Origin of the sequence: Pseudomonas fungipugnans, from assembly GCF_029955235.1 — a bacterium.
GTDB classification, from domain to species: Bacteria; Pseudomonadota; Gammaproteobacteria; order Pseudomonadales; family Pseudomonadaceae; genus Aquipseudomonas; species Aquipseudomonas fungipugnans.
The window spans coordinates 1,558,730-1,571,363 of record NZ_JARBWL010000002.1 but is presented as its reverse complement, the minus strand read 5'-3'; the positions used below and the strand labels follow the sequence as shown (position 1 = coordinate 1,571,363).

9 protein-coding genes are annotated in these 12,634 nt (G+C 59.0%); 1 reads left to right on the top strand and 8 read right to left on the bottom strand.

Annotation, left to right across the window (positions count from 1 at the left end; translation table 11 throughout):
* Positions 1-87: 87 nt before the first annotated feature.
* A complete protein-coding gene (locus POF45_RS21905) occupies positions 88-984 on the top strand; it encodes a LysR substrate-binding domain-containing protein (RefSeq protein ID WP_259499915.1) in 897 nt (298 codons plus the stop codon).
* A 166-nt stretch (positions 985-1,150) separates the two neighbouring features.
* Here the strand turns inward: POF45_RS21905 and ispD are convergent, their stop codons facing one another.
* The 8 genes from ispD to dnaE form a co-directional block, all read right to left on the bottom strand.
* Positions 1,151-1,858: a 2-C-methyl-D-erythritol 4-phosphate cytidylyltransferase gene (gene ispD / locus POF45_RS21900; RefSeq protein WP_282316705.1), complete on the bottom strand. Its 708-nt coding sequence runs from the start codon at positions 1,856-1,858 to the stop codon at positions 1,151-1,153.
* A complete protein-coding gene (gene ftsB, locus POF45_RS21895) occupies positions 1,855-2,133 on the bottom strand; it encodes a cell division protein FtsB (RefSeq protein WP_259499911.1) in 279 nt (92 codons plus the stop codon). The genes ispD and ftsB overlap by 4 nt, the downstream gene beginning before the upstream one ends.
* 172 nt (positions 2,134-2,305) lie before the next feature.
* Positions 2,306-3,595: a phosphopyruvate hydratase gene (gene eno, locus POF45_RS21890; RefSeq protein ID WP_259499909.1), complete on the bottom strand. Its 1,290-nt coding sequence runs from the start codon at positions 3,593-3,595 to the stop codon at positions 2,306-2,308.
* A 156-nt stretch (positions 3,596-3,751) separates the two neighbouring features.
* Complete coding sequence (kdsA, locus tag POF45_RS21885) at positions 3,752-4,597, bottom strand: 3-deoxy-8-phosphooctulonate synthase (protein ID WP_046054578.1); 846 nt, start codon at positions 4,595-4,597, stop codon at positions 3,752-3,754.
* Positions 4,598-4,603: 6 nt separating this feature from the next.
* Complete coding sequence (gene pyrG / locus POF45_RS21880; protein WP_259499905.1) at positions 4,604-6,235, bottom strand: CTP synthase; 1,632 nt, start codon at positions 6,233-6,235, stop codon at positions 4,604-4,606.
* A gap of 274 nt (positions 6,236-6,509) precedes the next feature.
* The gene (gene tilS, locus POF45_RS21875) at positions 6,510-7,838 is read right to left on the bottom strand and encodes a tRNA lysidine(34) synthetase TilS (protein WP_259499904.1); all 1,329 of its coding nucleotides are present in this window, start codon (positions 7,836-7,838) and stop codon (positions 6,510-6,512) included.
* A 147-nt stretch (positions 7,839-7,985) separates the two neighbouring features.
* The gene (locus POF45_RS21870; RefSeq protein WP_259499902.1) at positions 7,986-8,933 is read right to left on the bottom strand and encodes an acetyl-CoA carboxylase carboxyltransferase subunit alpha; all 948 of its coding nucleotides are present in this window, start codon (positions 8,931-8,933) and stop codon (positions 7,986-7,988) included.
* Between the two features lie 152 nt (positions 8,934-9,085).
* Positions 9,086-12,607 carry a DNA polymerase III subunit alpha gene (gene dnaE, locus POF45_RS21865; protein WP_282316704.1) on the bottom strand — a complete coding sequence of 1,174 codons (3,522 nt, stop codon included), beginning with the start codon at positions 12,605-12,607 and terminating at the stop codon, positions 9,086-9,088.
* Positions 12,608-12,634 lie beyond the last annotated feature (27 nt).

Genomic DNA, 12,634 nt, shown 5'->3' with positions numbered 1-12,634 from the left:
AACGAGACAAGGAGTGTAATACATGACCTGACGGTGAATAATCAGGGCAAATGCAAAATATTATTGCCGTACAGGGATAATCCTTTCATGTCCGAAAATCGCTGGGAAGGCATCGACGAGTTCGTCGCCGTCGCCGAGTGCAGTCAGTTCACCGCAGCGGCTGAACGTCTTGGGGTTTCTTCCTCTCACGTCAGTCGACAAATCGTACGCCTGGAAGAGCGCCTACAAACCCGCTTGCTGTACCGCAGCACCCGCCGAGTCACCCTGACCGAGGCGGGGCAGACGTTTTTGCAACACTGTCAACGGTTGCAGGATGGCCGCGAAGAAGCGCTACGTGCTGTCGGGGACCTGACCAGCGAACCCAAAGGCATGCTGCGCATGACCTGTGCCGTGGCTTACGGCGAGCGATTCATCGTGCCGCTGGTGACCCGGTTCATGGGGTTGTATCCACAACTGCGTGTCGATATCGAACTGAGCAACCGCACGCTGGACCTCGTGCATGAAGGCCTGGACTTGGCGATTCGCCTCGGCAGGCTTCAGGACTCGCGGCTGGTCGCGACCCGTCTTGCGCCACGACGCATGTACGTGTGCGCGTCATCGTCCTACGTGGAAAGGTATGGCCGCCCACACAGCTTGTCGGAACTGAGCCGGCATAACTGCCTGATCGGCAGTTCGGACATCTGGCAGCTGGAGCAAAATGGGAAGGAGTTTTCCCAGCGAGTGCAGGGAAACTGGCGCTGCAACAGTGGGCAAGCGGTGCTGGATGCGGCGTTACAGGGGGCCGGTTTGTGCCAGCTGCCGGACTATTACGTGCTGGAGCACTTGAACAGTGGTGCACTGATTTCGTTGCTGGATGCGCATCAGCCGCCGAATACGGCGGTGTGGGCGCTGTATCCGCAGCAACGGCATCTGTCGCCGAAGGTGCGCAAGTTGGTGGATTTTTTGAAGGGTGGGTTGGCTGAAAGGCCGGAGTATCGGAGTTAGGACCTGCCTGTATCGATCAGCAACTTATGCGCAGCCTGAACCAGCGCTATCGCGAGCAAGCTCGCTCCCACATTTGATCATCTGTGAACACATTATTTGTGAACACCCTGGATCTAATGTGGGAGCGAGCTTGCTCGCGATTGGGGCAACGCACAAACAATGTCAATCAGCGGCGGTTGGTCCAGCGCTGCCGCAACCATTCCAGGTCCTCAGGGCGAGTCACCTTGAGGTTGTCGGATCGCCCTTCGATCAGTCGCGGCGCCAAACCTGACCACTCCATGGCCGACGCTTCGTCAGTAATGACGGCATCCGCTACCAAACTGTCAGCCAATGCCCGGTGCAGGGCGCCAAGACGAAACATCTGTGGCGTATACGCCTGCCAGATCACGCTGCGATCCACGGTTTCAACCACACGGCCGTGCTTGTCGACCCGTTTCAACGTATCGCGTGCAGGCACTGCCAGCAAGCCGCCAACCGGATCATCCGCCAGTTCACCGAGTAATTTATCGAGATCATCGCGGGACAGATTCGGCCGTGCCGCATCGTGAACCAACACCCAATCTTCATCATCAGCACCCAGTGTATGCAGACACAGCAAGGCATTGAGCACCGACCCGGAACGCTCGGCACCGCCCTCGACCCGCTGAATACGCGGATCCGTGGCACACGCCAGGTTCGGCCAATAAGGATCATCGACAGCCAGACTGACCACCAACCCCTTAAGGGCAGGATGATCAAGGAAACAGCCAAGGCTGTGTTCGAGAATTGTGCGCCCGCCCAGTTGCAAGTATTGCTTGGGACGGTCCGCGGCCATACGGGCACCGACGCCCGCGGCAGGAATCACGGCCCAGAAGGCCGGTAACGACTGGATCATTGCGCCAGCTGGTAAAGGGTTTCACCGTCCTTGACCATGCCCAGCTCATGACGAGCCCGTTCTTCAACGGTCTCCATGCCTTTTTTCAGCTCGCTGACTTCAGCGTCCATGACCCGATTGCGCTCCAGCAACGCCTCGTTTTCAGCGTGTTGCTCGGCAATCTGCTGCGTCAGTTCAGCCACTTGCGCCAGACTGCCATTACCTACCCACAGGCGGTACTGCAGGCCAGCCAGCAGCAAGAGCAAGACGAGAAACAACCAATTGGGACTGCGCATCGAATATCAGGTATCCAGTGAAAAAAGACAGCCATGCCAAAACTTTGAAGCTTCTGATAGCACGAAGCCTGGAAGACCCAGGCTTGTGCTTATAAGGCATCAGATTAGTGGCAAATTCATCGTTGTAGCGATTTTTTTGACACTATCTGCTGTCTTTTTTACCACGTACAAATCAGCCGCGGAACTCGCTGCGACCGTTGTACTTGGCTTTACCGTTCAACTGCTCTTCGATACGCAGCAGTTGGTTGTACTTGGAAACGCGATCGGAACGGCACAGCGAGCCGGTCTTGATCTGGCCTGCCGCAGTGCCCACAGCCAGGTCGGCAATGGTCGAATCTTCGGTTTCGCCGGAGCGGTGCGAGATCACAGCGGTGTAACCAGCGGCCTTGGCCATCTGGATGGCTTCCAGGGTTTCAGTCAGGGTGCCGATCTGGTTGAACTTGATCAGGATCGAGTTGGCAATCTTCTTGTCGATGCCTTCTTTCAGGATCTTGGTGTTGGTGACGAACAGGTCGTCGCCCACCAGTTGGATTTTCTCGCCGATCTTGTCGGTGAGGACTTTCCAGCCCGCCCAGTCGGACTCGTCCAGGCCATCTTCGATGGAGATGATCGGGTAACGCTCGGTCAGGCCTTTGAGGTAGTCAGCAAAACCTTCGGAGGTGAATACATGACCTTCGCCGGACAGGTTGTACTTGCCATCCTCGTAGAATTCGCTGGCTGCGCAATCCAGCGCCAGGGTCACGTCGGTGCCCAGCTTGTAACCGGCATTGGCCACGGCTTCGGAGATCACTTTCAATGCGTCTTCGTTGGAAGCCAGGTTCGGTGCGAAACCGCCTTCGTCACCCACGGCAGTGCTCAGGCCACGTGCCTTCAGCACAGCTTTGAGGTGATGGAAAATCTCGGTGCCCATGCGCAGGCCTTCCGAGAAAGACTTGGCGCCAACCGGCTGCACCATGAATTCCTGGATGTCGACGTTGTTATCGGCGTGCTCGCCACCGTTGATGATGTTCATCATCGGAACCGGCATCGAGTAAACACCTGGGGTGCCGTTCAGGTTGGCGATGTGTGCGTACAGCGGCAGGTCCTGGTCCTGTGCTGCTGCCTTGGCCGCGGCCAGGGATACGGCGAGGATCGCGTTGGCGCCCAGGGAGCCTTTGTTTTCAGTACCGTCGAGCTTGATCATCGCGTGATCCAGGGCTTTCTGGTCGCTTGGGTCGGTGCCCAGCAGCAGATCGCGGATCGGACCGTTGATGTTGGCTACCGCCTTGAGCACACCCTTGCCCAGGTAACGGCTCTTGTCGCCATCACGCAGCTCGAGCGCTTCACGCGAGCCAGTGGAAGCACCGGACGGCGCACACGCACTGCCGATGATGCCGTTATCGAGAAGCACGTCCGCTTCCACGGTGGGATTGCCACGGGAGTCGAGAACTTCACGACCTTTGATGTCGACGATTTTTGCCATTGTTGTAAACACTCCAAAGTTGACGAAAACGACGCAGCTGAAGGAAATCTTTTACCGTCGGCAAGTGGTGTGCAGCGGGCAGACTTGCGGACGATAGGGCTCAGGCCCGCGGGCCTGAGCAACAAATCGTGCGGTACTTTACCGGAGAATTGAGGTTTACGCGGTTTCTACCGTCGGAAAACTCTTCACCAGTTCGTCCAACGCTTTGAGCTGGGCCAGGAATGGCTCCAGTTTGTCCAGACGCAAGGCACAAGGGCCGTCACATTTGGCGTTGTCCGGGTCCGGGTGGGCTTCGAGGAACAGCCCGGCCAGCGACTGGCTCATGCCGGCCTTGGCCAGGTCGGTGACCTGGGCGCGACGACCACCGGCGGAATCGGAGCGACCACCGGGCATTTGCAGCGCGTGGGTCACGTCGAAGAACACCGGGTATTCGAACTGCTTCATGATGCCGAAGCCAAGCATGTCGACGACCAGGTTGTTGTAGCCGAAGCTCGAACCACGCTCGCAGAGGATCAACTGATCGTTACCCGCTTCCACGCACTTGCTCAGAATGTGTTTCATTTCCTGAGGCGCAAGGAACTGGGCTTTCTTGATGTTGATCACCGCGCCCGTCTTGGCCATCGCGACCACAAGGTCGGTCTGGCGCGACAGGAAGGCCGGCAACTGGATGATGTCGCAGACTTCAGCGACGACCGCGGCCTGATCAGGCTCATGAACGTCGGTGATGATCGGAACGCCAAAGGCTTGCTTGATGTCCTGGAAGATCCGCATGCCCTCTTCCAGGCCGGGGCCACGGTAAGAGGTCACCGACGAGCGGTTGGCCTTGTCGAAGCTGGCCTTGAACACGTAAGGGATGCCGAGTTTCTCGGTGACCTTGACGTACTCTTCGCAGACCTGCATCGCCATGTCGCGGCTTTCCAGCACGTTCATGCCGCCGAACAGCACCATGGGCTTGTCGTTGGCAATCTCGATATCGCCGACGCGGATGATCTTCTGGGCCATCAGGTTTTACGCCTTCTTCTGGTGTTGAGCCAAAGCCGCTTTTACGAAACCGCTGAACAACGGGTGACCGTCGCGTGGTGTCGAGGTGAACTCAGGGTGGAACTGGCAAGCGACGAACCATGGATGATCCGGTGCTTCAACCACTTCAACCAGCGCGCCATCGCCGGAGCGACCGGAGATCTTCAGGCCGGCTTCCATGATTTGTGGCAGCAGGTTGTTGTTCACTTCGTAGCGATGACGGTGACGTTCAACAATCACGTCCTTGGCGTAGCAGTCGTGAACCAGCGAGCCCGGTTCCAGCAGGCAGTCCTGAGCGCCAAGGCGCATGGTGCCGCCCAGATCAGAGGTTTCGGTACGGGTTTCGACGGCGCCGGTGGCATCTTCCCACTCGGTGATCAGACCCACGACCGGGTGACCGCTGGCGCGATCGAACTCGGTGGAGTTGGCGTCTTTCCAGCCCAGCACGTTGCGGGCGAACTCGATCACGGCCACTTGCATGCCCAGGCAGATACCCAGGTAGGGAACCTTGTTTTCGCGAGCGTACTGCACGGCGGTGATCTTGCCTTCCACGCCACGCAGACCGAAGCCGCCGGGTACGAGGATCGCGTCGACGCCTTCGAGCAGCGCGGTGCCCTGGTTCTCGATGTCTTCGGAATCGATGTAGCGCAGGTTGACCTTGGTACGGTTGCTGATGCCGGCGTGACTCATCGCTTCGATCAGCGACTTGTAGGCGTCCAGCAGCTCCATGTACTTGCCGACCATGGCGATCGTGACTTCGTGTTCCGGGTTCAGCTTGGCGTCAACCACCGCTTCCCACTCGGACAGGTCGGCGCTGCCGCATTGCAGGCCGAAGCGCTCGACGACGAAATCGTCCAGGCCCTGGGCGTGCAGGATGCCCGGGATCTTGTAGATGGTGTCGGCGTCTTCCAGCGCGATCACCGCACGTTCTTCAACGTTGGTGAACTGGGCGATCTTGCGACGCGACGAGATGTCGATCGGGTGATCGGAACGGCAAACCAGCACGTCCGGCTGCAGGCCGATGGAACGCAGTTCCTTGACCGAGTGCTGGGTTGGCTTGGTTTTGGTTTCGCCGGCGGTGGCGATGTACGGCACCAGCGTCAGGTGCATCAGCATCGCGCGCTTGGCGCCGACTTCGAAACGCAACTGGCGGATGGCTTCGAGGAACGGTTGCGACTCGATATCACCCACAGTGCCACCGATCTCGACCATGGCCACGTCGGCATCGCCTGCACCCTTGATGATGCGGCGCTTGATTTCGTCGGTGATGTGCGGGATCACCTGGATGGTGGCGCCCAGGTAATCACCACGGCGCTCTTTGCGCAGCACGTGTTCATAGACACGGCCGGTGGTGAAGTTGTTGTTCTGGGTCATGGTCGTGCGGATGAACCGCTCGTAGTGCCCCAGGTCCAGGTCGGTCTCGGCGCCGTCGTGGGTGACGAACACTTCACCGTGCTGGAACGGGCTCATGGTGCCCGGGTCAACGTTGATGTACGGGTCCAGCTTCAGCATGGTGACCTTAAGTCCCCGCGCCTCCAGGATGGCCGCCAATGATGCCGATGCGATGCCTTTCCCCAATGAAGAAACAACACCGCCCGTGACGAATATGTAGCGCGTCATGAAAAACCCTAGAAGTCTGCGTTAAAGCGGTCCGAGCCGCCGGGGAAAGCGAAGGAAGGCCGAAGCCCCCGATCACCTGCATTAATCACAGTGCACCTTTCAAAAAAACCGCCGCGTTGGGACAGACCGGCAAATGAAAAACCGGTACGTTGCTCGCTACACATTTTTTGGAATCGCCCAGCAAAGACTGCTTGGTAATCGGCAACTCCTGCAATTCAGGCGAATCCACAGAAGTTGTATCAAGAAGGGAGCGTAGTCTACCGGAAAGCCCCTTTCAGCTCAAACCTTGATCTTCGCTTGGTGGCACCCATTGTAAAACCCAGCCGTCCGTCGCACTGCCGTTCAAGCCCGGCAGGCCTGCCACAGCCAGCAATTGCTCACCGCGATACAGCAGCGGCAATCTGCCACGGACGAAGCCAGGAACACCCCGCTCATTGAGCAAACGTTTCATATCGCGGTGCCCGCGATCAGGCAGATTCATGACTTCGCCTCCCGTGCGATAGCGCACGTGCAGCGGGCCAACGGGGATTGCCCCATTGATCGAGAGCACGCCGTTATCCGGCAATTGCAGCGGTAGAGCCGGATCTGGCCAGTCAACCTCTGACGAAAAACCGCGAAGCCAGCCACCCGACAACCACCAGATTCGTCCACCGCCGCGATGCAGCTCGCCGTCCGCCAGGCGCCAGACCGGACGAGCATCGCCCACGGCATCGCGCAGATTTTCCCAACCCGACCAGTGGTCACTGTCCGGCAACCGTGTGCGCGTCGCCAGCCAGTGACTCAACGCATTGCGCTGGCGTGCGGCCGAGCGTTGCGCCAATGCCGCGAGCGCCAGCGAAGGCACGCCCAGCCAATCGAAATCGCTGGTGCTGTTGGCGGTAGCAAGATCGATTTGCGCCAGCTCATCGAGCAGTTCTTGAGCCTCACTCAGGTGCGCAGCGCTACGGGCCATGGTCGCCACGGCTTGCGGCCAGCGCTCGGCCAACACCGGAAATACCTGATGACGCAGGTAATTGCGCGAGAACTGCCGATCCTGATTGGAGGGGTCTTCGATCCAGCGCAACTGATGCTCGACGGCATAAGCCTCGAGCTCTGCTCGGGTGACGTCGAGCAACGGGCGTAGCAGATGACCACGGCCCAAGGCACGCTGCTGCGGCATCCCCGAGAGCCCCCTGACGCCCGCTCCGCGCAAAAGCCGAAACAACAGGGTTTCGGCCTGATCGTCACGGTGCTGCGCGGTCAGCAGCATTTCATTAACCTGGGTTGCTGCCCTGAAGGCATCGTAGCGAGCATCACGGGCCGCGCGCTCCAGGCTGGCGCCCGGCTTGACCTGAACGCGAATGATCTTCAGCGGCACACCCAGCGCATCACAGATGGACTGACAATGTTGCGGCCACGCATCGGCCACAGCCTGAAGGCCGTGATGGACATGGATGGCGCTTAACGCTGGCAGGGAATGGGTTTTCGCAAGTGTTGCGAGCAAGTGCAGCAGGACCGTGGAGTCGAGGCCGCCGGAGAAGGCGATATGCCAGGTTGCGGCGTTGCGCCATGGCTTCAGATTCAGCAAAAGCCTTAAGGACAAATCAATCGCAGGCTGATCCATATCTTTCCCTTTGCACAAATCAAATGTGGGAGCGAGCTTGCTCGCGAAGGCGGCTTAACATTCAACACACTCGTTGGCTGTTATACCGCTATCGCGAGCAAGCTCGCTCCCACATGGGTTTGCGTCGCTTGCCGAAGCAGCGTCAGATCAGAGACCGTAGCTCATCAGACGCTCGTAACGACGGGCCAGCAGCGCATCGTTGTCGAACTTCTTCAGCATCGCCAGTTGCGAGCTCAGCTCGGCACGGATCGAGGCCGCCGCAGTGGCTGGATCACGGTGCGCGCCGCCCAGCGGCTCGCTGATCACCTTGTCCACAATGCCCAGGCCTTTAAGGCGCTCGGCAGTGATGCCCATCGCCTCAGCGGCATCCGGTGCTTTCTCGGCGGTCTTCCACAGGATCGATGCGCAGCCTTCCGGCGAAATCACCGCGTAGGTCGAATATTGCAGCATGTTCAACTGATCGCAGACACCAATCGCCAACGCACCGCCAGAACCACCCTCACCGATCACGGTGGCGATGATTGGCGTCTTCAGACGCGACATGACGCGCAGGTTCCAGGCAATCGCTTCGCTCTGGTTGCGCTCTTCAGCGTCGATACCCGGGTAAGCGCCCGGGGTGTCGATGAAGGTCAGGATCGGCATTTTGAAACGCTCGGCCATTTCCATCAGGCGGCACGCCTTGCGGTAGCCTTCAGGGCGCGGCATACCGAAGTTGCGGCGAACTTTCTCGCGTACTTCACGGCCTTTCTGGTGACCGATGATCATCACCGGCTGGTCGTCCAGACGGGCGATGCCACCGACGATGGCAGCGTCGTCGGAGAAGTGACGGTCGCCGTGCAACTCATCGAACTCGGTAAAGATGTGTTCGATGTAGTCCAGGGTGTACGGACGACGCGGGTGGCGCGCCAGACGTGCGATCTGCCAGCTGGTCAGCTTGCCGAAGATGTCTTCGGTCAGCGTGTTGCTCTTGTCCTGCAGGCGGGAGATCTCATCGCCGATATTCAGCGAATTGTCGTTACCGACCAAGCGCAACTCTTCGATCTTGGCTTGCAGGTCGGCGATCGGCTGTTCGAAATCTAGAAAATTCGGGTTCATAGGCGTCCGTCTTGGGTCGACGTCCAAGAGAGCTTGGGCCGGCCGGTTGTCTATTCGCGCCCTACCTTAAGGGAGAGGCGCGTTCAGGTCGAGATTAAAAATTGGGTCGAGATCAGGGCGCACTCTTTATGGTGAAGAATGGCACCTGACCGTCAACGGTATTGGAGGAAGACGTTGTCTCGCCCGAACTGGTCACGCAGGGCTTGAATCAAGGCATCCGCCGGGTCGATTCGCCAGGTCTCGCCGAACTGCAGCAAGGCCTTCGCGTCAGGACTGGTGTACTCCATGGTGATCGGGCAGGCACCGCGATGGCGCTTGAACAGCTCACCGAGCAAGCGTAGCTGGTCTCCCTTCAGGTCCTGGGTCTGCACCTTCAGGCGCAGGCTTTCGGCCAGATTGGTGCGCGCATCTTCCATGCTCATCACCCGCTTGACCCGCAGGCGCAGGCCGCCGGAGAAGTCGTCGTTACTGACCTCCCCTTCCACCACCACCATTGCGTCAGTCTGCAACAACGATTGCGCGGAGTGGAACGCCTCGGCAAACAGCGAGGCTTCGATACGTCCAGAGCGGTCGTCGAGGGTGATGAAGCCCATCTTGTCGCCCTTTTTGTTCTTCATCACGCGCAGGGCGATGATCATGCCTGCGACGGTTTGCGTATCGCGCGCCGGTTTCAGATCGATGATGCGCTGGCGGGCGAAGCGACGGATTTCACCTTCGTATTCATCAATCGGGTGACCGGTCAGGTACAGGCCCAAGGTGTCTTTTTCACCTTTCAGGCGTTCCTTGAGGGTCAGTTCCTTGGCCTTGCGGTGATTGGCGTAGACGTCGGCGTCTTCCTCGACGAACAGACCGCCAAACAGATCGGCGTGACCACTGTCGTGGGTGCGAGCGGTCTGCTCGGCGGCCTTGATCGCTTCTTCCATGGCGGTCAGCAACACCGCGCGATTGCGGTCGATGTTGGCCTGATAGGCTTTTTGCTCGTCATGGAAATACGGGCCGAGACGATCCAGGGCACCGCTGCGGATCAAGCCGTCGAGGGTACGTTTGTTGATGCGCTTGAGGTCAACCCGTGCACAGAAATCGAACAAATCCTTGAATGGACCGTGCTGACGCGCCTCGGTAATTGCCTCCACCGGGCCTTCGCCCACGCCCTTGATCGCGCCCAGGCCGTAAATGATGCGGCCCTCGTCGTTCACCGTGAACTTGAACTCCGAGGTGTTCACGTCCGGTGCGTCGAGGCGCAGCTTCATGGTCCGCACTTCCTCGATCAAGGTCACGACCTTGTCGGTGTTGTGCATATCCGCCGACAGCACTGCCGCCATGAACGGCGCAGGGTAGTGCGCTTTCAGCCACGCGGTCTGATACGACACCAGGCCGTAAGCAGCGGAGTGGGATTTGTTGAAACCGTAACCGGCGAACTTCTCTACCAGGTCGAAAATGTTACCGGCAAGGTCGGCATCAATATTGTTGGTGGCACAACCTTCAATGAAACCGCCGCGTTGCTTGGCCATTTCTTCGGGTTTTTTCTTACCCATGGCTCGACGCAGCATGTCCGCACCGCCGAGGGTGTAACCGGCCATGACCTGGGCAATCTGCATCACCTGTTCCTGATACAGGATGATGCCGTAAGTCGGTGCCAGTACCGGCTTGAGGCCTTCGTACTGGTAGTCCGAGTGCGGGTAAGCAAGTTCGGCGCGACCGTGCTTACGGTTGATGAAGTCGTCCACCATGCCCGATTGCAGCGGACCCGGACGGAACAGTGCCACCAGTGCGATCAAGTCTTCCAGGCAGTCGGGCTTGAGCTTTTTGATCAGCTCTTTCATGCCTCGGGATTCAAGCTGGAACACCGCCGTGGTTTCGGCCTTTTGCAGCAATTGGTAAGTCGGTTTGTCATCCAGCGGGATGAACGCGATGTCCAGCGGCGGCTCGTCGACCTTGGCCCGCTCGCGGTTGATGGTTTTCAGCGCCCAGTCAATGATCGTCAGGGTCCGCAGACCCAGGAAGTCGAACTTCACCAGACCGGCGGCCTCGACGTCGTCCTTGTCGAACTGGGTTACCAGGCCGTCACCGGCTTCGTCGCAATAGATCGGCGAGAAATCGGTCAGCTTGGTCGGCGCGATCACCACGCCGCCGGCGTGCTTGCCGACGTTACGCACAACACCTTCAAGCTTGCGGGCCATGTCCCAGATTTCCGCCGCTTCTTCATCGACCTTGATGAAGTCACGCAGGATCTCTTCCTGCTCGTAGGCTTTTTCCAGGGTCATGCCGACTTCGAACGGGATCATCTTCGACAGACGATCCGCCAGACCATAGGACTTGCCCTGCACCCGCGCCACGTCGCGGACCACAGCCTTGGCGGCCATGGAACCGAAAGTGATGATCTGACTCACCGCGTTACGGCCGTATTTCTCGGCCACGTAGTCGATCACCCGGTCGCGACCGTCCATGCAGAAGTCGACGTCGAAGTCGGGCATGGAAACCCGTTCCGGGTTCAGGAATCGTTCGAACAGCAGGTCATATTCCAGCGGATCGAGGTCGGTGATCTTCTGCACATAGGCCACCAAGGACCCGGCACCCGACCCCCGACCCGGACCTACCGGCACGCCGTTGCTCTTGGCCCACTGGATAAAGTCCATAACGATCAGGAAGTAACCGGGAAACCCCATCTGGATGATGATATCCAGCTCGAAATTCAACCGGTCAACATAGACCTGGCGCTTGGCGCCATAGTCTTCGGTGGTGTCTTTGGGCAGCAGAACGCTCAGGCGCTCTTCCAGGCCATCGAACGACACCTTGCGGAAATATTCGTCGATGGTCATGCCATCGGGAATCGGGAAGTTGGGCAGGAAGTGCGTGCCCAGCTTCACTTCGATGTTGCAGCGCTTGGCGATCTCGACCGTGTTTTCCAGCGCTTCGGGAATGTCGCTGAACAGCTCAGCCATTTCCTCGGCGCTTTTGAGGTACTGCTGATCGCTGTAATTTTTCGAGCGTCGCGGATCGTCGAGGGCGCGGCCTTCACCGATACAGACGCGGGTTTCGTGGGCCTCGAAGTCTTCCTGCTTGATGAAGCGCACGTCGTTGGTGGCCACCAGCGGCGCACCCAGCTTCTCGGCCAGGGCCACGGCGCCGTGCAGTTGCTCTTCATCGTTAGGGCGGTTGGTGCGCTGGATTTCCAGATAGAAGCGGTCCGGGAAAACCTCCATCCATTCGCGGGTCAGGGTTTCCGCTTCCGCGGGGTTGCCGCCGAGCATGGCCAGGCCGATCTCGCCTTCTTTGGCTGCCGACAGCATGATCAGGCCTTCGCTGGCCTCGGCCACCCACTCGCGTTCGATGATGATCGAACCATTGCGCTGACCGTCAATGAAGCCACGGGAGATCAATTCGGTGAGGTTGCGGTAACCCACAGCATTCATTGCCAGCAGGCTGATCCGGCTCAACGCGTTGTCCGGATCCTTGTTCGACAGCCACAGATCGGCGCCGCAGATCGGCTTGATCCCGGCGCCCATGGAGGCTTTATAGAATTTGACCAGGGAACACATGTTGTTCTGGTCGGTGACCGCCACGGCAGGCATGTTCATGCCGACCAGGGTCTTGACCAGCGGCTTGATCCGCACCAGACCGTCGACCAGGGAATATTCAGTGTGCAGGCGTAGATGAACGAATGAAGCCGGCATAGTGATCCTGTCTGGAAACTAGAAACG